This is a genomic window from Polaromonas sp. P2_G11, from assembly GCF_056403595.1.
In genome coordinates this window covers 681,164-706,124 of the sequence record NZ_JBFUFE010000002.1, presented here as the reverse complement: position 1 = coordinate 706,124, position 24,961 = coordinate 681,164, and the positions used below count along the sequence as shown (strand labels likewise).

Here is a 24,961-nt window from a genome sequence, read left to right as displayed (position 1 = left end):
GTCTTCATGGCCCCGCAAAACGCCGCGCAACGATTGACAACCGCGCGAACCGGCGGGCCCACTGTGCCTTGGCGCGACATGCTCCCGGCCGACCACGCCGGCGCCTACGCCATCCAGGACGCCACGCTCGCGGCCATTGGCCCCGTCGCCGGCTGGAAGGTAGGCGCCAAAGGCCCGCACGCCGAACCGCGTTGCGCTCCGCTTCCCGCATCAGGCATCCATGCGTCCGGCGTCACGCTCACAGGCCCCGCCTGGCGATGGCGCTGTGTCGAGCTTGAAGTCGCCTTCCGGCTTGGCCGCGACCTGGACCCCAAAGGCAGGCTGCTTGCACCCGCTGAACTGGCCGAAGCCTTTGACGCCGTGCAGCCGGCTATCGAGGTGGTGGAAAGCCGCTTGCTTGATGGCCAGACGGCCGACCCGCTGGCCCAGTTGGCCGACTTGCAATGCCACGGCGCCTTGGTGCTGGGCAGCCCGTCAGCTTTTGCGCCCGCTCGGCTGGACTTACGCACGGTAGAGGCATCACTAGACTTCGGCACAGCATCAGCAGCCCACACGCACGGCGGCAACCCGGCGCAAGACGTCTGGCGCCTGCTGTCGTGGCTTGCACGGCACTGCGCCCGGCGCGGCCAGCCGCTTCGCGCGGGCCAGATCGTGACCACCGGGTCCTGTACCGGCCTGCTGACCGCACCCCTGGACGAGACGGTGCGTGGTGAAATAGCGAGCGTCGGCGCGGTGGAGCTGCGTTTTGAACGCTAGGCGCAGGTAGCCAGTAACGCCAGTCAACCAGTAAGAGGTACCCCGTGAACTCATCCATTGCCCATGCCGAACTTATCGCCACTTTTAGAAGGGCGGAAGCAGAGGCTGCCCACAAGTCCGGATTAATCAAGGCGGCTGCAGCCAAAGGCCCCAAGGCGATCCAGATGGCCGTCGAGACAGCAGACAAGGCAGCAAAACGCCGGGATGCGTACGCGAAAAAGCTCGCGGCGCTAGGGGTGGAGCTCAAGGTCTGAGCAATATCCGGCGCCCTCCCCGCGAAGGACAAGGGTTGGTTGCGGATAATCGGGATTTGGAGAGAAACCCGATGCAAACAGACGCACCAGAAGACGCACCAGAAGACGCACCAGAAGACGCACTGGACGAAGCACCCGACGACGAACCGGAGCCGATCGAGGAATACGTCCCCGGCGTCGCCAACGGCCGGCATTACATGGCCAGGCTGTGCCACCTCCCTGACGGTCCCTGGTACATCGATGTCGTACACGTTGAATCGCTGCCGCCCCTGCACGACAGCGACAGGACCTGGCCCACGCGTGCTGAAGCCGTTGAGGCGGCAGACAAGCTGGTTTCCAATCTGGCGCATTGACGGAAGACCCGGCGCCCCTCCTGGCGCGCAAACGTAACGGCGCGTTAGTGCCCTTGTAGCCCGGGCAAGCACCTCCATTTGAAACTCAGCAGCCCGCCGGGCCTGCATCTGCACCCAAGGAGCTTTCATGTTCAAACGTCTGACCCTGCTTTGGGTTGTGATACGCGGCGATGCCCGGCGGCTGTGGACTGCCCTGCGCCATCCCGAAGCGCCCGTTTGGCTGAAATGGGGTACAGCAGCGATTGCGCTCTACCTGTTCTCCCCCATTGATTTCATCCCCGACTTCCTGCCGGTCATCGGAATTGCTGACGATCTCGTGCTGGTTCCGCTGGCGATCCGGTGGCTGCTCAACCGCCTGCCGCCCGGGATCGCCGATCCGGCGCCGAAGCGTTCGGCCTGAGCACTGGCGATGCTGTAATGGGCATCCCAAGCCAGTTCGCCATTTCAGCTCGCCCTTTCTATTGATGCCCACACGCCCCGTTTCACTGAACATTCCGCTCCCTTCGGGCGGCACCACCTCCGGCCTGCTGCAAAAACCTGCCAGCGCCAAGGCGTGTTATGTGTTCGCCCACGGCGCAGGCGCAGGCATGAACCACGCCTTTATGGAGGCGATTGCTCAGGGCCTCGCGGAACGCGGCATCGCCAGCTTGCGCTTCAATTTTCTGTTCATGGAACAAGGCTCCAAACGACCGGACTCCCCCGCCGTTGCCCATGCGGCGATCCGGGCGGCAGTTGCTGAAGCGGCGCGGCAAATGCCTGATGTGCTGCTGTTTGCCGGTGGCAGGTCCTACGGTGGTCGCATGAGCACGCAGGCGCAGGCGGCTGAGCCATTGCCCGGACTAAAGGGCCTTGTGCTGGTGGGCTTTCCATTGCACCCAGCCGGCAAGCCTTCAACCGAACGCGCCGCGCACCTGGACGGCGTGAAGCTGCCGATGCTTTTTCTGCAAGGCACACGCGACGGCCTCGCTGATCTGGACTTGATCACCCAGACCACGGCAAGCCTCGGTAAAAAGGCAACCCTGCACATCGTGGATGGCGCCGACCACGCCTTCCATGTGCTGGTGCGTTCAGGCCGCACCGATGCGCAGGTGCGCGAGGAATTGCTGGACACCATGGCCACGTGGATGACGAAGCACCAGCGTACAGCGTGATCGTCGGTTCCCTGATGTACCAGGAGAGCCGCCTGGCGCTCTGTAGGGAGTGTGAGGCAAGACAAATACCCGCTTAAACCTGACCGCCGCTAGGCATGGCTGCTGACAGGCGATGCGCCTTATGCGCCCCAGACTGGCCTGACTACGAAAGCCCGTCATGCCGTTCGATACCCCTTCCTCTCTTCGCCTTGTAACCCCACAGCTTTCCCGGCTCTCCCGTCGCACCCTCGTCACTGCCTTGTGCCTCACCGGGCTGGGCCTGGCCGGCAACGGCGCATGGGCGGCCAAGCCCAAAAACACGGCGGCGGGCAACCAGCCCCTTGACACAGAAGCCTTCAACAACGCCACCGACAGTCCCTTGCTGCGCAGTGGCAGCAAAGGCGCAGCGGTAGCGCGCGCACAGATCATGCTGGACCGGGCCTGGTTCTCCTGCGGGGAGATCGATGGGCGCTTTGCCACCAACATGCAGCGCATGGTCAAGGCCTACCAGATCGCGCACGACCTCAAACCCACGGGCACCGTCACTGCGGAAACCTGGGCTTCGTTGCGCAAGGACGGTGCTCCGCTTCTGACAAGCTATACCGTGACAGAGAAGGACGCAGCCGGCCCGTTTGAAAAGACGCCTGTGGCGATGGACGAGCGCGCGAAGATGAAAGCGCTGGTGTATGAATCGGTGGAAGAAGCGCTGGCGGAAAAATTCCACACCAGCACCGGCTACCTCAAGCAGCTCAACGGCGGCATCAACATCGAGGCCGGCAAGCAAATCACCGTGCCATATATCGCGGTCAGCGCCATGCCGGTCAACGCGGTTTCCATCGAAATCGACAAGTCCGAGCGTGTGCTCTACGTGCTGGACACCGCCAAGCGGTTGGTGGCGGGTTTTCCCATCAGCATAGGCAATGAAAAGAACGACCCGCTGCCGCTGGGCATGATGGCCATCAAGAACGAGGTCAAAAATCCCGGCTTCACCTACAACCCTGCGCTGCTGAAAAACGCACCCAAGGATGCGCAAAAGGTCGACATCGCAGCCGGTCCCAACAACCCCGTCGGCACCATCTGGCTGGGCCTGACCAAACCGCACTGGGGCATTCACGGCACACCCAACCCTTCCAATGTGGGCCATTCCGAAACCAATGGCTGCATTCACATGACCAACTGGGACGCAGAACGCCTGTCGACCCTGGCGAAAGCCGGCTTCAAAGTGAGTGTCAAGGCTTGATGGCATCCACACCCGCCCGCCTCAAGAGAACGGCGTTTGCCATCTGCGCGTTGCTGGCCGTGGCGGCAGGCGTGATGCTGGGCACGCGCAAGGAAGAGGCAGTTACACAAGTCATACAGCCCGCTACACCGCCAGCCCGCCAGGCGCTGGTGCCCGCCGTGCCGGCAAGAGAGGCCGACAAGCCACCGCTTGTGGTTCAGACCATAGAGGCAGCCGCGCCCTCACCTGCCCTGCCGCCCCCACCCGCATCTGTCGCCGATGACACGGACATTTCGCAGTTACGACTACGCGTCCTGACACTTCCGGTGCAAGGCGTCATGCCCGCCCAGCTCAGCGACACCTACACCCAGGCGCGCGCAGCAGGAGCCCCGCATGAAGCCATAGACATCATGAGCCCACGCGGCACGCCAGTGCTCGCCGTCGAGGACGGCAAAGTGGCCAAGCTGTTCCTGAGCAAGCCAGGCGGCATCACGATTTACCAGTTCGACCCGGCCAGCCAGTACGCGTACTACTACGCCCACCTGGACCGCTACGCCGAAGGCCTCAGCGAAGGCGCCAGCCTGCGCAAAGGCCAGGTCATCGGCTATGTCGGCAGCACCGGGAATGCATCTCCCGACGCACCGCACCTGCACTTCGCGATCTTCAAACTGGGGCCGGAGCGCCAGTGGTGGCGCGGCGCACCGCTGAATCCTTATCTTGTCTGGCGCGACGCCAGGCCGTAAACAACCCGGCCGATGACGTGCCGGCTCATGCTGACGCGCTATGCACTTGCCAGCCTGGCAAGCGCCTTCACCCCTGCCTTCCTGAACAGTCGCGCACCTAACCGCAAACCGCCGCAGGGCAGGCGGCTCCTTCACGACCTCAACGACCACGCAAGACCTGAACAACAGATGGTTGTTGTTATCGAGGCCGAGTGCATCACGCTTTCGCGGGTATAAATCCTGCATTGCCACCTATTTCTGCCGATAGTTGGCTTGAATATAAGATCGGCGCGATCACCAAAAACAAGCTTGCTGCGCAAGCCGCCTTTCATCGGAGGGAGACCGATACGTGAAAACAGCAAATACCCACGCAAAAGAGCGTGGCCCTGAAAACCAGAGGGTGGGTTCTGGTTTTTTGTGCCCTGGCCTTGCCGCCGACGAGAAACAGGCTCACTCGTACCGCCCGGCAGCCCGGGCAGCGATACAGCCATGACACGAACCCTGCGCGCCATTCTCTGCAGCATGCTTCTGCTCCAGAACGGGGCTTTTGCGGCCAATGCCTCGTCCGTGCCGACTCCCTTCACCACTGCGTTGTACGGAACACCTGTGGGCAGCAATGCCGCGCAGGCCTACTTTCTGGTGAATGTCTTGCGCAGTGCCGAAGCGCCCAAGGCGGACATTGAAGCCTTGCGCAGCGAACTGCTGCATGGCTATGTGGCGCAGGTCACCGGCGCGCCGCCACCGCCGGCCCTGGCTGTGCCAGAGCCCAGGACCAGCGCCTGGAAGTCATTCCTGCGCCGGTTGCCGGGCGGTTCGAAGGCGCCGGTCGACGATGTGGCCGTGGCCATCGCGCGCGGCCGCCAGCGCGACGACGTGATGGGCCCCGCTTTCCGCGCTACCTGGCAGGCGGCCTTCAACCAGGCACTAGCCCTGCGCTGGGAATCAGGCGCCTCGCGTGCGCCCCTCTTCACCCTGGAGATGCGCGACATGCAGCCCATCGCGCCCGGCATCTGGGCTGCGCCTTCTGCCGAAGGCCAGGTACGCCTGATGCTGTCGCTGCGCCTGGCCAATACCAGCTCCGTGCCGCTGCCGCTCTACCGCCCCGACATCGTCTTGCAAGGCACGCTGCGCTTTACCTGCGACTGGGACCGGGTGCGAGCACCGCAAAGCGTCATGCGAGCCAATGAAGTCACCTTGCTTCAGCCCGGCGCCGAGTCCGGGCCACTGGCGTGCGAGGCCCCTCCGGCGGCCGGGTACTGGCGTGAGCAATTGGCTGCGCTGCAGGCGGCCAACGGCAAGGCAGGCCTGCAGACCGTGCTGGTCCCGCATGACCTCGACAGTGCCCAGCGCCTGTACCACACAGAACTGGCATTCGCGAATGCATCGCCATTAAGAGTCAGCTGGAGCCAGCGCCAGCTGAAGGCCCGGCACGAGCCGTACCGCCAGTGGTCCCCTGCCAAAAAAGCAATGGACCCACCCGAGTCGGGCAGCCTGACGGCTGCACCGCATCACGGATGGAAGGCAACCGTCACACTGCTGACTACCTTCCTCGGCGCTACCGTGTTGGCGCTCGGCCTGTTTGCCGGTGGCCGCGCGGCGCGTAGCGCGGGCGTGCCGGAGGGCATGGTTGCCGTTGTCACGGTGCTGCTGGTAGGCGGCGCGTGGGTGCTGGCCACTGTGAAACTGGGCGGTGGCGGCACGGGTTACGACCATCCCCTGTATCTCGGCATTGCCCTGGGGGCGGGCTTCGTCGGGCCGGTGGTGCTGGGTGTGGTGGCCCTGCACGCCCTGCACAAGGTGCTGGACGACGAGGATATGGAATGGTGGCAGGCCGTAGCCACCGGCTGGCGCCTTACGCTGAACGTCACCGCAAAAACCAGCCGGGCCGAGTTCTGGGGCTTTCTGGCGCATTGCGCCTGGTTGTGGGCGCTGGCGCGTGTCTGCCTCATGCCGCTGGACCGCTGGATAGGCCTCGCCTTGCTGGTCCCGGTGGTGACGCTGACGGCCCGCCGCATGCTCAGCATGACGAGTCAGGAATGGCTCGAGATGGGGGTGATCGTGGTGTGCCTGCTGCTGCTTGCGCTGATGTGAGGTGCTGCGAGATGGTGACGAAGTTGCGGGCACCAAAAACAACGTTCCTGACTTGCTCTCAGGCCGTCGCCAGCTTGGCGGGTACGGCCGACTCTTTCTCCTGAACCACCGCATATTCCACAGCCAGCCGCAGCATCGTGGGTGTAACGTAGTGGCGATGCACATAGTCAATGGCCGCCATGTAAAAGCGGCCAAAAGCATTCTTGCAATGAACCCGCGTACCCAGCATCACATCCACATGATGCTTGTCGACGATTTCCACGCTGACACAGGACCTGAACAGCAGATGTTTGTCATTGGCGCCCAGAATGACCTGCGCCTTGGTATCGGCTGTATTAACGCTTTGGTCAAGCACCGGGTAGCGGTTGGCGAACAGGTTGCTGGTGTCCGGTGACAACAGCGAAGACACGGGGCAGCCCAATGGCGATGTACGCAGGCCCAGGGGTTTAACCAGAACGTTGCGCAGCGCCATCAGATTGGACACACCGCTGGGCGCATTGAGCAGAAAGCCCTCCAGGACCGCGGCAAGCAGATTCGTGGCGCTGGTGTGCCCGAAGTTGGTACCGGTCACGCGCAAGCGAAAAGTGTCTTCATGATGGACGCGCAGGTTGGTCAGTTGCTGAAGCAGCAGCGAATCCACTGGTGGGCTACTGAGCTCCTTCACGCTTCGGGCGGATCCGCCATGTGACAAAAAGCCCGACGCCCCTTTCCACGAACCCCACAAGCCTCGCATCACGCCTGCGCCGCTGCGCACAGTGTTGCATACCACTCGATGGAACGTCCCGGGTGGAGCATCCAGCGACAAAGTCGTGGTCGGCACGGTATCGGCCTTGAAGTCCTTGGCCTGAAGCAACGCCTTCACCTCGTCCGGCAGCAACTCCGTCAATGATGGGATACTCGCCTTATTGGTCAGCACCTCCTGTTTCAAAGACTCCGACAAATTGCCGCCCAGTTCATTGGTATGGCAAGACAGCGCAAAAAAAACAGGGTGCAAGGAATTACGCGAGAGCGGAGAAAACTGGTGCCAGGTTTCACCGCCAAAACGCACAGTGAACATGCAGTCCGGCGGGATGTTCACAAAACGGAGGGCGCGGATGAAGTTTTGCGGGTCTTCCTGGATTTGCTGCTCCGACGCGCTGGAAAAGCGCAACTGGGCCCCACCGCTGCCCGACACTGCCGTAAATATGCGGTGCCCCGCATGGCGATGAAACGGATGGCCTTTAGGCCCCACGACGAATGAATACAGCGACGTTGCATCACCTTTGGGAAAGTTGGTCCCACCCAACTTCGCCGAGGGCTCATCCAGCTCATCGACAAACGCACTGTGCTGCCGCTGCCTGGATGCCACGCTGGCAAATAAATGGTTGCCTGCACCATGACCAATCTGGGCAATCAATGACACCTCGACGGCCAAACCGCCCGATTCGGATGGAATGCGAACCGACGGAAACGTTTCAATCACCTGTGTGAGATTCAGCATGGGTCCCTCTCTCCTTGTTACCTGGCTTTTTGTGTTTTGGCCGCAACGCGTTCCCGTTTCAGGGGCCGCGCGACCGGGCATAGTTCGAATGCATAACCCGTGAGGCTGTTGACGAGGCTGTCACCGTTGAGCTTGTAGAGCACAAACTGGCCGCTGCGCTCGCTGGTCACCAAGCCGGCGTTTTCAAGCACCGACAGGTGGCGAGAAACGGCCGGCGTGCTCATGGCAAAGCGCTCGGCCAGCTCAGTGGTGCTGAGTTCTTTCTCGGTGAGGTACGCCAGAATTTGGCGCCTGGGCCCCGAGGCGAGCGCTTCAAATATTTTGTCAAGGGATGCAGGCATTGATGTATTAACTTATTTGTTAATAACTTTATTCAAGATGGTCCGTGCTGTCAAGCGGCTTCTGGCCTGAGGCCGGCGCTTTTCTTTGCCCCATCGATCCGCTAAGCTTTGCTTCGTCCCCACTTCAGGTACCAAGGCCACCCCATGACAAGCTACTGGCTCATGAAATCCGAACCCGAAGAATGCTCGGTCGAAGACGCGCTCGCGGCGAAGGACTCAACAGTCCCCTGGGTCGGCGTTCGCAACTACCAGGCGCGCAACTTCATGCGTGACGGAATGCAAGTCGGCGATGGCGTGCTGTTCTACCACTCAAGCTGCGCCGAGCCGGGCATTGTCGGCATCGGCCGGGTGGCATCTACGGCCTACCCTGACCCTACGCAGTTTGATGCGAAGTCGCCCTACTACGACCCCAAGTCAAAACCTGAAGAACCGCGATGGATGCTGGTGAATGTGCAGGTATTGCGCAAGATACCCAACATCACCCTGCCCGTCCTGCGTGCACGGCCAGAACTGGCAGACCTGCAGGTGCTGCGCAAGGGCAACCGCCTTTCCATCACGCCCGTCGAGCCGCAGCACTGGAAAGCCATCACCAGCAAAAAGTGAGAAACCTGTCAGGCGCCGGACTGCGGCAGGCTTTGCAGGCGGCGCAACCCGAAGAGGTCCTTGATGATGATCTGGCCGCGCTGGCTTTTCAGGAAACCTTCGGCCACCAGCCCCTGCATCAGCCGCGCCACCACTTCACGCGACGTACCCAGATGCCCTGCCAGCTGCTGCTGCGTCGTTTTCAGTACCCCGTCGGACGAGGCGTGCAGCAACACAAAATGCACAAGGCGTTGCCGGTGGTTGAAGGAATGAACGGCATCGAGTTCTGCCATCAACCTGAAAACAAGCGTCGAGAGCGCATGCAGCGTCAGGTCCTGGATGCACGCTTCCTGCTTGAAGAGCTGCCGGTACAACGGACCGGGGATGACGGCGACACGCGTCGCCTTGTCGGCCTGAACCCAGGCGGGATAAAGAAGATCGTTGAACAGGCAGTTGAGCGAGAGCACGCAGGTCTCGCCGGGCTCCACCAGATACAGCGTCGCCTCGGTGCCCGCAGGCGTGATGGTGTACACGCGCAGCCGGCCCGACAGCACGACATAGGCGCCGGAGGCAGGCTGACCCTTGTGAATGATGCCTGTTCCCGCCAGTGCACTCATTGGAACCGCACCCTGGGTTAACAGGTTACGGCCGTCGGCACTCAGGCGGCTGAAAGGCTCGAAAAGGGCAAGTTCACGTAAGACCTGCATATTGCTCCATTCGCGGCAACCTGCCGCACCGTCAAACCATCGGTGCCACGTGGCCACGCTTGATCCATAACAGGGCACCTTCAGAACTGGCCAGGGCGGGCTGCCTGGTGAGTGGATTTCGCAGCCAGCACACCGCGCCGAGGTCCTGCGCACCCGCAGCGCGTGCGTTCGTATCGTCGCCGGCTTCGACACGGACCGAGCCCTCGACGACAAGCATTTCCTGACCGCCATGCGCGTACTGCGCGGCCATGGTACACCCCGGTTCCAGCCGTTCGAGGAATGCGGTTTCCCTGGGGCCCTCGTACAGCAATGCACGCCGATGCCGGGCGATTCCGGCATCCACCCAGGGCCTGTCTGCTGCACGGATGACGACGCGGCGCTGTTCAAGCGGGTCCATCTGCCGCAGCTTGACGAAAATGGTACAGCCCTCGTCGCTGAAGGGCCTGTGGCTGGAGCCCGGCGGGTTGCGCACATAGGTACCGGGGCCGTACGAGCCGTGCTCGTCGGAAAATACGCCGCAAAGCACAAAAAACTCTTCGCCCAGCGCATGCGAATGCGCGTCAAACCGGCTACCAGCCGCATAACGCACGAGTGACGTTGCCAAAGCCACCTCTGCACCGGTACGCTCGAGCATGCGCCGCTCGACCCCGGGTTGCGGCGACGGCAGCCACGGCAGCGACCCGGCCCGTAGGAGGACGGGCTCCGTGCGGTCGGCGTTCACGTGCATCAGCTCCATCAGAACTTCTCCGACGCGGTTCGCAGGTCCAGCTCCTGCGTCCATGCGGTGCACGCCTGTTGCGCCAGCCACAGGAAATTGGCAGCCACGCCGTCGGGCGCCATCACCGGGGCTTCTGCTGCCGCGTAGCGGGATGCGGCAGCAGAGCCGCGAAGCATGCCGTCCAGCACGACGTGGGCCACGTGGATGCCCTGCGGCTGGAACTCTCTTGTCAGTGACTGCACGAGCCCACGAAGGGCAAATTTGCCCGCGGCCATGGCCGCGAAGCGGGCCGAACCGCGCAGCGAAGCCGTGGCGCCGGTGAAGAGCAGGTTGCCGCGCCCCACGGCCAGCATGCCCGGCAGCACGGCCCGGGCGCAGTGCGCCGCCCCGACAGGGCCGGCTTCAAGGCACTCGCGCAGCGCACTCGCCTCCAGTTCAAGAAAAGGAGCCACTGCCAGATGACCCGCGTTGTACAGCAGCGTGTCGATGTGTCCGTGGCGCTCAACCAGGGCCGCGACGGCTTGCGCCACTGCGTCACCATCCGCCAGATCGCAATCTGCGCGCCGCAGGCCCGCCACTTCGTACCCCGCCCCGCTGAACTGCAGCGCGAGCGATTCGCCGAGCACGCCACCGCTTCCCGCGATGAGTGCGAAGGGCCGGCTCACAGCACCCCCAGCGGGCGCCCGATCAACACCAGTGTGGCCGCCCAGCCCGCTGCCCAGGCAAGGGTGCGTGCGCCGGGAACACCAAGCGTGTAAACGACGTAGTGAATGAGCCGCGCAAAAAAGTAGACGGCGCAGGCGATGGCCGTCACCGAATCGGCTCGGCCGCTGGCCTGCACGGCCAGCACGGCCGGCGCAAAAATCACCAGGTTTTCGGTGGCATTGGCCTGGGCCCGCTGTGCGCGCTGGGCCCATTCGGCAAGGGGTTTTTCTGTGGCGGTCGGGTTGGCCAGCGTACCGCCCAGCCCGCGCACGGCGATGCGATTGAGGACATAAGGCAAGGCGAACAACGCCGCAGCGGCCAGGGTCAATGCCAGCCAGTAGATTTCCTTGGACATGATGGGTTTTTCCTTCTTCGTGACATGCCGCAATGCGGGCACGAACGCGAAGATAGCCGCGCCGGGAAAAGCGTTCTGTAGCTTTTGCTACAGAGCCACAAAAATCTGGAAGACCTGATCATCCTGCGCAAGGGCAACCGGCTGTCCATCAAGCCGGCGGAGCCAGCGTTGGCGCGTGATTACCAAACTGCTGGCGAAGTAGCCCTCGCAATCAGGGCACGTCGCCCTGCCCGCGCAGCACCTGGCCCGCACCTGCGCATACGGTGTTGCCATCGCGGCAAGCGAGCTGGCCGTTAACAAAAACGGCATCAATACCTGAGCTGACCTCGGTCGGATGCCCATAGCTCGCGTTGGCGTTCACGCGGTCCGGGTCAAAGATGACGATATCGGCGTGATGGCCCGGCGCCAGCGTTCCCCGGCCTGTAAGGCCAAAGCGCCGGGCGCTGAGGCCGGTCATCTTGTAGATGGCTGTCTCGAGCGAAAAGAGCTTTCTCTCGCGCACGTAATGCCCCAGCACGCGGGGGAAAGTGCCCCACAGGCGCGGGTGCGGCCGCACGTCATGCGCCAGGCCGTCGGAGCCGACCATGGCCATCGGGTGGCTCAGGATGCGGCTGACATCGTCTTCACTCATGGCGAAGTAAATGGCCCCCGCCGGCTGCAAGGCACGGGCCACGTCTTCTTCGGTCTGGTTGCGTTCGCGCGCCAGCTCTTTCAGCGAACGGCCGGCCACACCCGGCTCGGGTTGCGACCAGGTCACCAGCACATCGCTGGACTGCTTCACGCGGGACGGCAGCAGCATCGTGGACGAGGCGTTGTATGGGTAGCAGTCGAAACACACCGGCTGCCCTTGCGCGGCCTGCTCCAGCAGGGCCAATGTCTCTACAGACCGGCCGTGGTTGGCCGTGCCAACCAGCTTGTGATGGGAAATCACGGTGCCCACGCCCAGCTCGCGGCCAATGTGCAGGGCCTCGCGCAGCGCCTCGTCAATGGCGTCGCCTTCGTCGCGAATGTGCATGGCCACGATGCCTCCAGCCGCCTTGAGCTGTGCGCCTACGGCAATCACCTCTTCGGCCGTCGCGGCTTTTGCGGGCGGATAGTACAAACCCGTCGACAAACCAATGGCCCCAGCGTCTAGTGCGGCCGTGAGTTCTGCCGCCATGGCAGCAGCCTCTTCAGGCGTTGCGGCCCTTTCAAGGTCTGCCACGTGCTTGACCCGCAGCGTGGAATGGCCAACAAGGCAAGCCACGTTAACGGCCAGGCTGGACTGGGCCAGTGCATCCAGGTAGGCCGCAAAACTTCGGTAGACCCAGCCGTCGGTTCCCAGAATGTCCAGCGGCGCTGGCGGGTTGGCGGTTTCCAGCGGGGCCAGGCTGACGCCGCAATTGCCCGCTATGACTGTCGTGACGCCCTGCGACAGCTTGGGGTGCGGGCCCGCCGTGGGCATCAGCAGCAAGCGGTCGTCATGGGTGTGTGTATCAATAAAGCCCGGCGCCACGATGCGCCCAAGCGCACTGACGCGCTCTGTTGCCGGTGCAGATGCCAGGTCGCCGATGGCAGCAATCTTGCCCTGGAATACACCCACGTCGGCACGCAGGCGGGGCGCGCCAGTTCCATCAATCACCTCGCCGCCTTCAACGATGACATCGAACATGCGCGCTCAATCCAGGTGGACGCCGGCGCGCTTGACGACATCCGCCCACATCCGCGTCTCCCGCATGGCGCGGTCAAACAGGCGGTCGGGTGGGCCCATGGTGGTTTCGAAGGAAATGGCGGCATAGCGTTCATTGACGGTGGCATTCCCCAGCACCTTGTTGATTTCGCTGTTGAGCCGCATCACGATGTCCCGCGGTGTACCGGCCGGCGCCACGATGCCGCCCCAGGCCGTCGTTTCATAGCCTTTAACGGACTCCCCGATGGTGGGCACGTCGGGCAACTGCACGCTGCGTGCCCGGCCTGAGACGCCCAGCGCCTTGACGCGGCCGCTCTTGATGTGCGGCGCGATGGACGACAGGTTGTCGAACATCAGGTCGACCTGGCCGCCCATCAGGTCCTGAATCGCCTGCGGGCTGCCGCGGTAAGGCACGTGGGTCATGAAAGTGCCGGTCATGCTTTTGAACAGCTCGCCCCCCAGGTGCCCGGTGGTGCCGTTGCCGGGAGACGCCATGCTGAGCTTGCCGGGCCTGGATTTGGCCAGCGCAATCAAATCGGCCACGTTATTCACGCCAAGGTCGTTGCGCACGACAAGCGCGTTTTGCACATAGCCGATCAACGCCACGGGTACCAGTTGCTTGTCGGGGTCGTACGGGAGTTTGGAGAAAAGGGCTTTGTTGATCGCCAGCGTGACCACGTTGCCGTAGCCCAGGGTGTAGCCGTCCGGTGCGGCCCGCACGATCTCCTGCATGCCGATGTTGCCGCTTGCGCCGGGCTTGTTGTCAATCACAAAAGGCTGCCCCAGCGTCTTCATCAACTCGCCGGTAAGGATGCGGCAAATGTTGTCCGGCGAGCCACCGGCAGAAGACGGCACGATCAACCGGATGGGCCGGTCGGGCCAGGCGGCGCGCGCCAGCAGGGGCGACGCTGCCATCGCCGCGGCACCCAGCTTGAGAAGCGCTCGCCGGCTTGCTTGAAATTCAGTCATGAAGGCCACCTTTAGGGTTGATCAATGAGAAAACTGAATGATGCTTGGACAAATCTTTGGCTACAAACGACAATTTGTCCGTCTTCCATGTCTTTTTCTCATGCACCATGATGCTACGCGCGCCTTCCACGATGTCCCTGCTGTGCCTTGAAGCCAGCGCGCGGCTGCGGTCTTTTACCGCAGCTGCGCAAGAGCTTCACCTGACACAAGGTGCAGTCAGCCGTCAGATCATGGCGCTTGAAAGCCGCCTTGACCTCAAGCTGTTTGTGCGGCGCCGGGATGCGGTGGTCCTGACGGAGGCCGGCCGCTATTACCTGGAAGAAGTCAGCGCCATTCTCCAGCGCCTTGAGCGCGCCACGGCCAATGTGATGGCACTCAAAGGGCGCGGGGGTTCGCTGACGCTGTCGGTCGGCGCATCGCTGGGCAGCTACTGGCTGATTCCGCGCCTGCCGGACTTCACCCGCGCGTACAGCGAAATCACTCTTAACTTCGCCACCCGCGTGGGCTCGGTTGATTTCAAGAGCATGCCGGTAGATGCCTCGCTCGAATTTGGCGACGGGAAACGGCCGGGCCTGCACAACGACTTTGTTTTGCCCCTGGCCATGGCTCCGTATGCCGCACCGGCATGGATAGCCAAAAACGGAAAGTCGCTGACGTCCCGAACGCCTTTATCCGCCCTGGTACACCACACAACGGTATTGGACGCCTGGCAAAAGTGGTTCGACTACGCAGGCATGGAAATCGGCACCGGGCAAGAGGGGCCACGCTATGAGTTGATGTCGATGGCCCTGAATGCCGCGGTGGTGGGCCTGGGCGCAGTGCTGCTGCCTGATTTCATGGCCAAGGATGCGGTCGCCACCGGCCGCTTGCGCCAGCTTTCGAAGAAACAATGGGTGTCTACGCGCGGCTACTACCTGGTATATCCAGAAGAGTCGGCCGGGCTTGAAGCCCTCAAGGTATTTCGCACCTGGCTGCTGGCGGAAGCGACAGCTGGGCAGGTCTGAGACAAGGGCAAGTTGCAGGCCTATCCGCCGGCAGACTTGAGCGCCACCAGCACCACAACGACCACAGCCAGAACCAGCGAAACACCCCGCCAAAACGCCACCGGGTTGCGCTCAAGCAAGGCCGGACGGGTCTTGTCCAGGAATGACTGGTTGGGGTGACGCAGGTCGTACAAGAACTCCGACAGCTCACCATAGCGCTTGGCGGGATCGGGGTGAACGGCCTTGCGCAGCACGCCGTCTATCCATGCGGGTATGTCACGGTCTTCGTACAGAACGGAGTCATAGCGCAGCTTGCTTTGTGCGGCCCGGGTCCGGCACTTGGCCACTTCGGCGCCGTAGGGCAGCTTGCCTGTCAGCATCTGGTAGGTGATGACGCCGAGCGAGAAAAGGTCTGAACGCGTGGTGCCGCCCTCGCCCACAAAATACTCCGGCGCCGAATACTGGGCCGTGCCCAGAATGTCGTTGTGCCCGCCGGGCGCATCTGCTTCCATGAGGCTGGCTACGCGGGTTGAGCCAAAGTCAATGATTTTGGCCGTGCCGGTCTTGTCGATCATGACGTTCTCGGGTCGCAGGTCCTGGTGCAGCATCTCCAGCCGGTGAAACGCGCGCAGGCCTTTGGCGATTTGCTCCACCAGCCCGCGCACGGCTTCCAGGCCGGGCCGGGGGTTGTCGATCATCCACTGACTCAGTGTTTGCCCGTCGATGTATTCGGTGGCCACGTACACGTAATGACGCTTTCGGGTCGGCACATAAGGCTTCAACACATGCGCGCTGTTGATGCGCCTGGCGATCCACTCCTCCGTCAAAAACCTTTCAAGGTAGGCCGGGTCACCGCCCAGATCTATCGACGGTGTTTTAAGGATGACGAGCGCGCCCGTGTCGTTGTCGGTGGCCAGGTAGATGTGGCTGCGGCTGCTGCCGTGCACTTCGCGGACGATGGTGTAGCCGTCAAACTGCGTCCTGGCCTCCAGGATGGGCGGAAGCGGTAGGCCTGACAGCTGCTGGAGCAGCTCGCCGGCCTGCCCGTTGGGCAGCTCATCGACGCGGACAATTTGTGCCGTGAGGTTGTCGCCACTGCCTCGCTCCAGGGCTTTTTCGACGATGGACTTGGCTGCCATATCCAGCCCGCCAGGCTCGTCGGCACAGATGTGGATGAGGCCGGCCATGTCGTATTCGCTGACGTGTTCATACACGCCGTCGGTGGCCAGAAGAAAGATGTCGCCCTGCTCCACCTGCTGGGTCTGGTAGTCGATCTCAAGCTGCGGCTTGAAGCCCAGCGCGCGGCCCAGATAGCTTTGGCCCTGGGAAATCCACACACGGTGGTCGTTGGTCAGTTGTTCCAGCGCCTTGCCGCGCAGGCGGTAAATGCGTGAATCACCGACATGAAAAATATGCGCAGTGGTCGACTTGATGACCATGGCACTCAGGGTGCACACATAGCCTTTGTCCTTGTCGTAGCGGTACTGGCTTTTCTGTGTCTGCGCATGCAGCCAGGAGTTGGTGGCGCTCAGGATCCGCTCGGCCGATGTCTTGACCGACCAGGCTTCCGAGGTGCAGTAATAGTCCTCAAGGAAACCGGTGACGGCGTACTGGCTGGCCACGTCGCTGACGGCACTGCTGCTGATGCCGTCGGCCAATGCAATGGCAATGCCCTTGGCGCTCAGTTGCGGCTCTTTGGGTACATAGATGCCGTGGAAATCCTGGTTGGTTTCCTTGCGGCCCTTGTCCGAATACTGACCTGCCGATATCTTCAGTTCACTGGACATGTGGGGTACCGGCAAAGCCCCCGCGCATCTTTGTATCTTGCATGCGCGGGAGCTTTTGTTTTGAAAGCAGGTTATTTAAAGGAACGTGACGGTCCGGTTTTAATGTGCGTGGCATACAGCGTCAAGCCGGTGAAGGCCAGGCCGCCCACCAGGTTGCCCAGCACCGTCGGAATTTCGTTCCAGATCAGGTAGTCCATGATGGTGAAATGCGCGCCCAGCAGCAGGCCGGACGGGAACAGGAACATGTTCACGATGGAATGCTCGAACACCATGTAGAAGAACAGCATGATGGGCATCCACATCGCGATCACCTTGCCGCTCACCTGGGTGGAGATCATCGCCCCCACCACGCCGGCCGACACCATCCAGTTGCACAGCATGCCGCGCACGAACAATGTGAGCATGCCGTTGGCGCCGTACTTCTGGTAGCCCAGCGTGCGGTTCTCGCCCACAACGCCGATGGCCTTGCCCACGGCGTTGGGCTCGGTCGAAAAGCCGTTGGTGACGTAGATTGCCATCATCACGGCCACCGTGAAGGCACCCAGGAAGTTGCCGGTGAACACCAGGCCCCAATTGCGCAGAACGCCCTTGACCGTGACGCCCGGGCGTTTGTCGATCAGCGCCAGCGGGCACAGCACGAACACGCCGGTGAGCAAGTCGAAGCCGAACAGGTAGAGCATGACAAAACCGACCGGAAACAGCACGGCGCCCAGCAGCGGCTGGCCGGTTTGCACGTTGATGGTGACGGCGAACCAGGCCGCCAGCGCCAGGATGGCGCCGGCCATATAGGCCCGGATCACGGTGTCGCGGGTAGACATGAAGATTTTGGATTCACCCGCATCCACCATCTTGGTCACAAATTCCGAAGGCACTAAATAAGCCATACGATCCCTCTAAATCCTGTTTTGCCAAAAAAAAATCCACTTCGAGATCTTCAAAAAGATTGAAGACCGAAGTGGACGCCGTTATCCATTCAGATCGATTGGGCACCGCGAAGCTCGCTTTACCCTGCGCAGGCCTTCGTCAGCCTGACCTCAGGGATGCAAGCACATACCGTGCCGCTAGCAAAACACCGCGGATCCGGCCTTGCTGGCCCCCGGAGGCACTGCGGAGGCGATTGCGTCGCCCCAAATTTGTGCATTTCAACGCCATTGACAAATATTTTGGTGCCAACCGTTACATCGTCTGGCCACCCAGGCGCTGGCTTGGACGATGCGCACCCGGCAGCACTACAGCTTTTCGACGGGCAGATGATTCATGAAGCTGACATGTCCTGCCAAAAGAATAGGCGCTCCAACGCCACTACTTTTTCTGGAGAAACCCATGGATCGCCGACAATTTGTTAATTCGACTGCTGCCGTGTTGGGAGGCTCGGCCATGGTGCTTCCCCGCCTCGCCAAGGCGCAGTCAGCCCCTGCCCTCATCACGCGCGAAGCCATGCGGCCCCAAATGGCCCACGGGGTTCAAAGTGGCGACCCAAAAGCGGACGGCGCGGTGATATGGACCCGCAGCGACCGGCCTTCACGCCTTTGGCTCGAGTGGGCAACGACCGCCAGTTTTACCAATGCCACGCGCGTGCGGGGCCCTTACCTGATGGACGACACCGACTTCACCGGGCGCGTGGACCTGACGGGCCTGCCGGCGGGCCAGGAAATTTTCTACCGGGTGGTGCTGCAAGACCTGCATAACGAACGTGTGCTGTCTGAAGCCGTGGCCGGCCACCTGCGTCTGCCTGCCGGCGCAGGGGCCAAGGCTGTACGCGACGTGCGCTTCACATGGAGTGGCGATACGGCCGGGCAAGGCTGGGGCATCAACGAGGCATGGGGCGGCATGAAAATCTACGAGCAGATGCGAAAGGTCAACCCTGACTTCTTCCTGCATTGTGGCGACACGATTTACGCCGATGGTCCCATCACGGCGCAGGTCAAGCTTGCTGATGGTTCCCTCTGGAACAACGTGGTCACCGAAGAGGTCAGCAAGGTCGCGGAAACACTCAACGAGTACCGCGGCCGCTATCGCTACAACCTGATGGACACCAATGTGCGCCGCATGGCAGCTGAAGTGCCGCAAATCTGGCAATGGGATGACCACGAGGTGGCCAATAACTGGTCTGACTCCAAAGACTTCGGTGCCGACAAGCGTTACACCGAAAAGAATGTGCCCTTGCTGGTGGCGCGCGCCACCCGGGCCTTTCATGAATTTGCGCCCATACGCCGTACCGCCGACGTGGAGAGTGAGCGTGTGTACCGCCATTTGCCCCAAGGCCCCCTGCTGGACATGTTTGTGGTCGACATGCGCAGCTATCGCGGTCCCAACAGCCATAACCTGCAAACCAGCGAAACCGAAGAAAGCGCCTTTATGGGCCGCCCTCAAGTTGCCTGGCTGCTGGACGGCCTGAAGCGCTCAAAATCGGTCTGGAAAGTGATCGCCGCCGACATGCCCATCAGCCTGCATGTGGACGATGGCAAAGACAGCGACGGCCGCAGCCGCTGGGAAGCCATCGCCAACGGTGACGATGGCGTCCCCCTGGGTCGCGAAATCGAAATTGCGCGCCTGCTGCGCGAGATCAAGCGTGCCGGCATCAAGAATGTGGTGTGGCTGACGGCCGATGTTCACTACACCGCCGCGCATTATTTCGACCCGGCCAAGGCCAGGTTCAATGATTTTTCGCCATTCTGGGAGTTTGTGTCGGGTCCGCTCAACGCCGGTGGATTTGGGCCCAACAAAACCGACGCCACCTTCGGCATGCAGGTGATGTACCAGAAAGCCCCCACCGAAGTGAACGCGCCACCCACCAACGGCATGCAGTTCTTTGGCCAGGTCGACATCGACGCGAAAACCAGGGCCATGACAGTCACCTTGAAAGACCTGGCCGGCGCGTCGCTTTACACCAAGACACTGGCGCCGCAACGCGCCTGACCGGCTGAAACACGAGGCCGCGTCAAAGCCGCGGTAGCGCAGTCAGCTTCGCTGCGTCGGCAGTGCTCTGGTGCACTGGCCGGCAGCAACTGAATGCGTCACTTGCCTTCCATTAACTTCACCAGCGCCCACAACACCCGGTTCGCCGGCGTGGCCACACCCAGCGCTTCACCGCGCCTGACGACCAGCCCGTTGAGGTAGTCGATCTCGGTGGGTTTGCCGCGCGCCAGGTCTTGTGCGGTGGATGACAACTGGTTGGGCATGCTGCCGGCCAGCTTGTCCACGGCCAGGTGCATGTCGCCCTGCACCTGCACGCCTTCGGCCTCTGCCACGGCCAGGCATTCGGCCACCACGTCGCGCATGACGTCTTTCACGCCCTCGCCCTGCACGGTTTTGCCGTACGGCAGCTGCGCGATGGCCGAGACGGCGTTGTAAGCGCAGTTGAGGATGAGTTTGGCCCACAACGCGCCGCGCACATTGCTGGAGATTTCAACCGGCACACCGGCTGCGATGAAGGCCTGGGCCACGGCCTCGCTCCGGCTGGCCGGCTCAATCACCAGCTCGCCGCGGCCGTGGTGCCTGACGTGGCCGGGGCCGGCCATTTCGGTAGCGACGTACACCACGGCGGCAGCCACTGCATGCTGCGGCAGCACAGTGCGCAGGCGGTCGGCGTTGTCGACGCCGTTTTGCAGGCAGAGCACCAGCGCATCTGGCGCCAGGTGCGGCCGGATCAATGCACCGGCCGCTTCGGTGTCGGTGGACTTCACGCAGAACAGCACCAGGCCGGCGCCCTGCACGGCGGTGGGTTCGCTGCTGGCGGCCAGGCGCACGTGTTCGTCGAAAGTGCGGGTTTCCATGTGCAGGCCGTCACTCTGAATGGCGTCAGCATGCCGGGGCCGGGCGATCAGCACCACGTCAAGCCCCGCACGGGCCAGCATGCCGCCGTAATAACAACCAACGGCGCCTGCGCCCATCACGGCGGCTTTGAGGGATTGGGTCATGGGTGTCTTTGCCTTCAATGAGATACGGAAACGGAAGGGGAAACGTAAAAAGGAATTGTGGGCGAAGTCTGCCGCCCTTGCCGGCGACCGGGCCTCTTAGCCCGGGCCGCCCTTGCCGGCGACCGGGCCTCTTAGCCCGGGCCGCCGGTAAAGCGCCGGGCCAGTTGGTCGCGCTCGAAGGCCTCGACCACAAAATCGATGAACACCCGCGTCTTGACAGGCATCTGGCTGCGCGTGGCGTAGTAAATCGAGATCACGCCGGCATCGACATACCACTGCGGCAGCACCCTGACGAGTTCACCGCGCTCCAGCAAAGGCAGTACATCGGGCAAAGCCACGAGCGTCACGCCCAGGCCCAGCAACGCTGCCGCGCGCATGGCCGTCGGGTCGTTCACCACCACCGAATCCATGAAACCTGCCGGAACTTCCGCGCCGGCCGCATTGCGCATGACCCACTGGCGAACCCGGCCCGTTCCGCTGGAACGCAGGGCGATGCCTTTGAGCCCGGCCAGGCCCGCGGGGTCGGCCGGGGCCTGCTGGCCTGCCATATAGGCGGGCGATGCCACGGCGACCAGGTGGATCGGGGCCAGTGCGCGCGACACCACGCCTGGCGACAGCTCAAAGCCGCCGCCGATGGCCGCGTCATACCCCTCGGCGATCAGGTCGACCGGGCGGTTTTCAAAGTACCAGTCAGGACGTATGAGCGGATAACGGTCCAGGAAGGCCGGCAGCAGCGGCACGATGTAGTCGATGCCAAAGGTGGGCGACATGCTGACCTTGAGTTGACCTGCGGGGGCGCCGCTGTCGCTGGAGATGGCCGCGATGGCGGACTGCAGCGCATCGAGGTTGCCGCTGATCGAGACCAGGAAGCGTTCACCGGCTTCGGTCAGCGTGAGTTTGCGGGTCGAGCGCTGAAACAGCCGCACGCCCAGGTTTCGCTCCAGCATGGCGACGTTGCGGCTGACGGCGGCAGGCGTCAGGGCCAAGCGCCGTGCCGCCTCAGAAAAGCTGCGGCCTTCGGCGCTGCGAATAAACGATTCGAGGTTGGCCAGGGTTTCCATTTCACCATTTTAAAGTAATGATTGAAAATAATTCAATCAATTACCTGCTTATCAAAAGGCAATCAAAAACCCATCATTCACCCATCAACAACCAAGGAGTGAATTTATGTCTACCCTCTCAACCCCATCCAGCACCCCCAGCATCGGGATCGTCGGTGCCGGCGCCATCGGCACGGCATTTGCCAAAACCCTGGCCCGCCAGGGCATCCATGCCACGCTGTCCAACAGCCGCGGCCCGGACTCGCTCAAAGACATCGTGCGCGAACTCGGCCCCACCATCCACGCCGGCACCGTCAAGGAAGCCGCCACAAAAGACATCGTGCTGGTGGCCGTCAACTGGGGTCGCCTGCCTGAAGCGCTGGCCGGTTTGCCCAACTTTGGCGGCCGTGTCGTCATTGACGCCAACAACGCGGTCGAAGGCCCTCCTCTCCGGCCCGTTGAGTTGAACGGCCGCGCCTCCAGCGAAGTGTTTGCCGAGCTGGTGCCCGGCGCGCGCGTGGTGAAGGCCTTTAACCACCTGGTCGCCCAGTTGCTGGCCACTGACCCCGCCGACCAGGGCGGCAAACGCGTGCTGTTTTTCTCGGGCGACGACGCCAAGGCAAAGGCGACCGTGGCGGCACTGATCAGCCAGCTCGGGTTCTCGGGAATCGACCTCGGCACTTTGGCCGTGGGTGGACGCCTGGCGCAGTTTCCCGGCGGCCCGCTGCCCATTCTCAACCTGGTGCAGTTCGGGTGAAGCCGCAGCAATCGCTATCAAATCAATAGCTGCTTGCGCTCGTCTCTATTGGCCTGCAGCCCGTTTTGACACTCAAAAAAGGCCTTTCGAGGCCTTTTTTTGGGGTGTTTCAGGCCCGCGGCAGCGTGATCCGGGCGCAGAGGCCCCCGCCGTCGGCAGGCAGCAGCTCAAACTTGCCGCCGTGCGCGCGCACGATGCGGTCCACGATGGCCAGGCCCAGCCCGGCGCCCGGCGGGCCGGTGCGTGTGCTTTCAGCGCGGCGAAAGGGTTGCTTCAAGGCCTCGGCCTGCCCGGCGTCAATGCCGGCGCCGTGATCCGTCACCGCTATCCAGACCGAATCGCCCTGCGTACCGGTGGCTATGGTGACCGGCGGGAGCCCATGGCGCCAGGCATTTTCAACCAGGTTGGTGAGCACGCGGCGCATCGCACGCGGGCGCAAGGGCACCGGCGGCGGGTTGCCGCCCTGCAGCGCCACCGGCATGCCGTGGCCGGCCGAGGCGGCCGCCACCTCAGCCGCCAGCACATCCAGCGCCACCGGCGCCGGCGCTTCGCTTTCGGTGCTGCGGGCAAAGTCCAGGAACTGGCTGATGATGGCGTCCATTTCTTCCACGCCGCGTGTCATTCGGGCCATCAGCTCATCGTCGCCTTGACCGGCTTTTTCGGCCTTGTCGCGCAGGATCTCGATGCCCAGGCGCAGCTTGGTCAGCGGTGTGCGCAGGTCGTGCGACACCCCGGCCAGCATTAGCGCTCGCTCGTCGTCGGCCTGGGCCAGGCTGCGCACCATCTGGTTAAAGCTGCGGCTCAGGTCGGCGATTTCCGTGGGGCCGTCTTCGGGCAGCGGCTGCGGGCTGGTGCCGCCCGCCAGCGTGTGCGCCGAAGCCATCACGCGGCGCAGGGGCTGGTTCAGGTAACGGTGAATCAGCAGCGCGCCCAGCAAGGCCAGCAAGGCGCTGGCGAGCGAGGTTACGACCCAGGCGCCGGTGAATTCACGCGCCGGCAGCACGCCGGGCAGGTTGACCCAATGGTCGGCGCCGTCCAGGCGCAGCCGCACCGCCAGGCTGCCGCCGGCTTCGCGGCGCCAGATGATCTCGGAGCCCTCGCCTTCCAGCGCGATGCCGCGCGAGGCTTCATTGACGAAGCGCCGCTCAAGCCGGCTCAGCAGCCGGCGTTCGCCACGGCCGTCACCCTCGTCGTCATCGGCAATGCCCTGCATGGCGCGGCGGTTGAACTGCGCGACAAAAGCCTCGCGCTGCGCGGGCGGCATGGCGGCCAGGCCGGCACGGATGGAGCTGACATTGCGCGCCACCGCCACCGAAAGCTGCGCCAGTCGGGGCTTGATGATCAGCTGGCGCACCAGCAGCGCGCTGGCCAGCTGGCCCACCACGATAAGCACCACGATCAGCAGCACATTGCGGCCGAACAGGCTGCGCGGAAACAGCTTCATGGAAATAGCCTCACGGCTTGCCCGCCTTGCCGCTTTTTGCCGCACCGCCTTCCGGCACAAACACATAACCCACGCCCCACACGGTCTGGATGTGCGCCGGCTGGGAAGGGTCCGCCTCAATCAACTTGCGCAGGCGCATGACCTGCACGTCGATGCTGCGGTCGGTGGCTTCGTGGTCGCGGCCATAGGCCAGCTCGATCAGCCTGTCGCGGCCCAACGGCCGGTTGGGGTGCAGGGCCAATGCCTGCAGGAGGCTGAATTCACCGGTGGTGAGTGGCACGTCTTCGCCGTTTTTTTCCAGCCGGCGTGCTTCCAGCTTCAGGGTGAAGGCGCCAAACTGCACCGTACCCTGGCCGGGCAACGGGCCGCTGTGCGCGCCCAGCATACGCTGCCGGCGCACCAGCGCCTGGATGCGGGCCAGCAGCTCGCGCGGATTGAAGGGCTTGGGCAAGTAATCGTCGGCCCCCATTTCCAGCCCGACGATGCGGTCCACCGGGTCGCCGCGGGCGGTCAGCATGACGATGGGAATGGTTTCGCCCTGCACGCGCAGGCGGCGGCACACCGCCAGCCCGTCTTCGCCCGGCATCATGACGTCGAGCACCAGCACGTCAAAACGTTCGCGCGCCAGCAGGGTGTCCAAGGTTTTGGCGTCTTCGAGTGTGCGCACGGCGTAACCCTGGTCGCTCAGGTAACGCTGCAACAGGCTGCGCAGGTCGGCCTCGTCGTCGACCACCAGGACCCGGGCTAGCGGCTCGCTCATCGTGAAGGGCCTGTTTGCAAAAGCGCGCTGAAAACAACCATAAGAAAACACCCCGCCGCAAGAAAGATGCCCCATGGTAGCGGCCCGCGCCTGGCCACCTGCCCGGCAAATCATGACAAACGATGACAAAGCCGGGATTTATTCATGCCTTGTCATCAAGAGGCCGCTTGCAGCCATGCCTGGCTCACATCTGGCGGCCACAGTGGCATCACGGCGCTG

The 24,961-nt window shown here is 63.0% G+C and carries 27 protein-coding genes; 13 read left to right on the top strand and 14 right to left on the bottom strand.

From position 1 onward, the window contains the following. Positions 1-6: 6 nt before the first annotated feature. The 9 genes from AC1DWQ_RS09940 to AC1DWQ_RS09900 all read left to right on the top strand — a co-directional run bounded on the left by AC1DWQ_RS09940 (position 7) and on the right by AC1DWQ_RS09900 (position 6,525). Entirely contained in the window at positions 7-756 is a 750-nt protein-coding gene (locus tag AC1DWQ_RS09940; RefSeq protein WP_477669465.1) for a 2-keto-4-pentenoate hydratase, read from the top strand. 44 nt (positions 757-800) lie between these two features. Then, complete coding sequence (locus tag AC1DWQ_RS09935) at positions 801-1,010, top strand: hypothetical protein (RefSeq protein WP_477669464.1); 210 nt, start codon at positions 801-803, stop codon at positions 1,008-1,010. Between the two features lie 71 nt (positions 1,011-1,081). Continuing rightward, complete coding sequence (locus AC1DWQ_RS09930; protein WP_477669463.1) at positions 1,082-1,363, top strand: hypothetical protein; 282 nt, start codon at positions 1,082-1,084, stop codon at positions 1,361-1,363. 127 nt (positions 1,364-1,490) lie between these two features. Beyond that, the gene (locus tag AC1DWQ_RS09925) at positions 1,491-1,763 is read left to right on the top strand and encodes a YkvA family protein (protein ID WP_477669462.1); all 273 of its coding nucleotides are present in this window, start codon (positions 1,491-1,493) and stop codon (positions 1,761-1,763) included. Positions 1,764-1,827: 64 nt separating this feature from the next. Then, positions 1,828-2,514 carry an alpha/beta hydrolase family protein gene (locus AC1DWQ_RS09920; protein WP_477669461.1) on the top strand — a complete coding sequence of 229 codons (687 nt, stop codon included), beginning with the start codon at positions 1,828-1,830 and terminating at the stop codon, positions 2,512-2,514. A 157-nt stretch (positions 2,515-2,671) separates the two neighbouring features. Continuing rightward, a complete protein-coding gene (locus AC1DWQ_RS09915) occupies positions 2,672-3,733 on the top strand; it encodes a L,D-transpeptidase family protein (protein WP_477669460.1) in 1,062 nt (353 codons plus the stop codon). Continuing rightward, positions 3,733-4,455, top strand: a complete 723-nt coding sequence (locus tag AC1DWQ_RS09910; RefSeq protein ID WP_477669459.1) for a M23 family metallopeptidase — start codon at positions 3,733-3,735, stop codon at positions 4,453-4,455. Before AC1DWQ_RS09915 ends, AC1DWQ_RS09910 begins: the two co-directional genes overlap by 1 nt. Before the next feature lie 27 nt (positions 4,456-4,482). Continuing rightward, on the top strand, positions 4,483-4,671 hold the full coding sequence (locus AC1DWQ_RS09905) for a hypothetical protein (RefSeq protein ID WP_477669458.1): 189 nt from the start codon (positions 4,483-4,485) through the stop codon (positions 4,669-4,671). A gap of 252 nt (positions 4,672-4,923) precedes the next feature. After that, on the top strand, positions 4,924-6,525 hold the full coding sequence (locus AC1DWQ_RS09900; protein WP_477669457.1) for a hypothetical protein: 1,602 nt from the start codon (positions 4,924-4,926) through the stop codon (positions 6,523-6,525). Positions 6,526-6,583: 58 nt separating this feature from the next. Here AC1DWQ_RS09900 and AC1DWQ_RS09895 read toward each other — a convergent pair whose 3' ends face one another. Together AC1DWQ_RS09895 and AC1DWQ_RS09890 are read right to left on the bottom strand one after the other, a co-directional pair. Continuing rightward, positions 6,584-8,005, bottom strand: a complete 1,422-nt coding sequence (locus AC1DWQ_RS09895; protein WP_477669456.1) for a DUF2867 domain-containing protein — start codon at positions 8,003-8,005, stop codon at positions 6,584-6,586. A gap of 17 nt (positions 8,006-8,022) precedes the next feature. Then, entirely contained in the window at positions 8,023-8,346 is a 324-nt protein-coding gene (locus tag AC1DWQ_RS09890) for a metalloregulator ArsR/SmtB family transcription factor (protein ID WP_477669455.1), read from the bottom strand. A 144-nt stretch (positions 8,347-8,490) separates the two neighbouring features. Between AC1DWQ_RS09890 and AC1DWQ_RS09885 the strand changes: the two genes are divergently transcribed. Next, positions 8,491-8,949, top strand: a complete 459-nt coding sequence (locus AC1DWQ_RS09885; protein WP_477669454.1) for an EVE domain-containing protein — start codon at positions 8,491-8,493, stop codon at positions 8,947-8,949. A gap of 8 nt (positions 8,950-8,957) precedes the next feature. On the opposite strand, the gene AC1DWQ_RS09880 is transcribed toward AC1DWQ_RS09885, so the two are convergent. The 6 genes from AC1DWQ_RS09880 to AC1DWQ_RS09855 form a co-directional block, all read right to left on the bottom strand. Further along, positions 8,958-9,692: a Crp/Fnr family transcriptional regulator gene (locus AC1DWQ_RS09880; RefSeq protein ID WP_477669453.1), complete on the bottom strand. Its 735-nt coding sequence runs from the start codon at positions 9,690-9,692 to the stop codon at positions 8,958-8,960. After that, positions 9,667-10,362, bottom strand: a complete 696-nt coding sequence (locus AC1DWQ_RS09875; RefSeq protein WP_477669623.1) for a cupin domain-containing protein — start codon at positions 10,360-10,362, stop codon at positions 9,667-9,669. The genes AC1DWQ_RS09880 and AC1DWQ_RS09875 overlap by 26 nt, the downstream gene beginning before the upstream one ends. A gap of 8 nt (positions 10,363-10,370) precedes the next feature. Further along, positions 10,371-11,018, bottom strand: coding sequence for an SDR family NAD(P)-dependent oxidoreductase (locus AC1DWQ_RS09870; RefSeq protein WP_477669452.1), 648 nt, complete (start codon positions 11,016-11,018; stop codon positions 10,371-10,373). After that, positions 11,015-11,413, bottom strand: coding sequence for an MAPEG family protein (locus AC1DWQ_RS09865; RefSeq protein WP_477669451.1), 399 nt, complete (start codon positions 11,411-11,413; stop codon positions 11,015-11,017). Before AC1DWQ_RS09865 ends, AC1DWQ_RS09870 begins: the two co-directional genes overlap by 4 nt. A 211-nt stretch (positions 11,414-11,624) precedes the next feature. Then, positions 11,625-13,064: an N-acyl-D-amino-acid deacylase family protein gene (locus AC1DWQ_RS09860; protein WP_477669450.1), complete on the bottom strand. Its 1,440-nt coding sequence runs from the start codon at positions 13,062-13,064 to the stop codon at positions 11,625-11,627. A 6-nt stretch (positions 13,065-13,070) separates the two neighbouring features. Further along, positions 13,071-14,051: a Bug family tripartite tricarboxylate transporter substrate binding protein gene (locus AC1DWQ_RS09855; RefSeq protein ID WP_477669449.1), complete on the bottom strand. Its 981-nt coding sequence runs from the start codon at positions 14,049-14,051 to the stop codon at positions 13,071-13,073. A 107-nt stretch (positions 14,052-14,158) separates the two neighbouring features. On the opposite strand from AC1DWQ_RS09855, the gene AC1DWQ_RS09850 reads away from it, so the two are divergent. Then, positions 14,159-15,055, top strand: coding sequence for a LysR substrate-binding domain-containing protein (locus AC1DWQ_RS09850; protein ID WP_477669448.1), 897 nt, complete (start codon positions 14,159-14,161; stop codon positions 15,053-15,055). A gap of 20 nt (positions 15,056-15,075) precedes the next feature. Here AC1DWQ_RS09850 and AC1DWQ_RS09845 read toward each other — a convergent pair whose 3' ends face one another. After that, a complete protein-coding gene (locus AC1DWQ_RS09845) occupies positions 15,076-16,821 on the bottom strand; it encodes a bifunctional protein-serine/threonine kinase/phosphatase (RefSeq protein ID WP_477669447.1) in 1,746 nt (581 codons plus the stop codon). A gap of 71 nt (positions 16,822-16,892) precedes the next feature. Next, complete coding sequence (locus AC1DWQ_RS09840; protein WP_477669446.1) at positions 16,893-17,705, bottom strand: formate/nitrite transporter family protein; 813 nt, start codon at positions 17,703-17,705, stop codon at positions 16,893-16,895. Between the two features lie 439 nt (positions 17,706-18,144). Between AC1DWQ_RS09840 and AC1DWQ_RS09835 the strand changes: the two genes are divergently transcribed. Continuing rightward, positions 18,145-19,740 carry an alkaline phosphatase D family protein gene (locus AC1DWQ_RS09835; RefSeq protein WP_477669445.1) on the top strand — a complete coding sequence of 532 codons (1,596 nt, stop codon included), beginning with the start codon at positions 18,145-18,147 and terminating at the stop codon, positions 19,738-19,740. Between the two features lie 98 nt (positions 19,741-19,838). On the opposite strand, the gene AC1DWQ_RS09830 is transcribed toward AC1DWQ_RS09835, so the two are convergent. Further along, positions 19,839-20,741, bottom strand: coding sequence for a ketopantoate reductase family protein (locus tag AC1DWQ_RS09830; protein WP_477669444.1), 903 nt, complete (start codon positions 20,739-20,741; stop codon positions 19,839-19,841). Between the two features lie 131 nt (positions 20,742-20,872). Beyond that, positions 20,873-21,802 (bottom strand): LysR family transcriptional regulator, encoded by a 930-nt coding sequence (locus AC1DWQ_RS09825; RefSeq protein ID WP_477669443.1) that lies wholly within the window; start codon positions 21,800-21,802, stop codon positions 20,873-20,875. A gap of 106 nt (positions 21,803-21,908) precedes the next feature. Between AC1DWQ_RS09825 and AC1DWQ_RS09820 the strand changes: the two genes are divergently transcribed. Continuing rightward, positions 21,909-22,538 (top strand): NADPH-dependent F420 reductase, encoded by a 630-nt coding sequence (locus tag AC1DWQ_RS09820; RefSeq protein ID WP_477669442.1) that lies wholly within the window; start codon positions 21,909-21,911, stop codon positions 22,536-22,538. Positions 22,539-22,647: 109 nt separating this feature from the next. Here AC1DWQ_RS09820 and AC1DWQ_RS09815 read toward each other — a convergent pair whose 3' ends face one another. Both AC1DWQ_RS09815 and ompR read right to left on the bottom strand, forming a co-directional pair. After that, positions 22,648-23,982, bottom strand: a complete 1,335-nt coding sequence (locus tag AC1DWQ_RS09815; RefSeq protein ID WP_477669441.1) for an ATP-binding protein — start codon at positions 23,980-23,982, stop codon at positions 22,648-22,650. A gap of 10 nt (positions 23,983-23,992) precedes the next feature. Then, complete coding sequence (gene ompR / locus AC1DWQ_RS09810) at positions 23,993-24,742, bottom strand: osmolarity response regulator transcription factor OmpR (RefSeq protein ID WP_477669440.1); 750 nt, start codon at positions 24,740-24,742, stop codon at positions 23,993-23,995. Between the last annotated feature and the right edge of the window lie 219 nt (positions 24,743-24,961).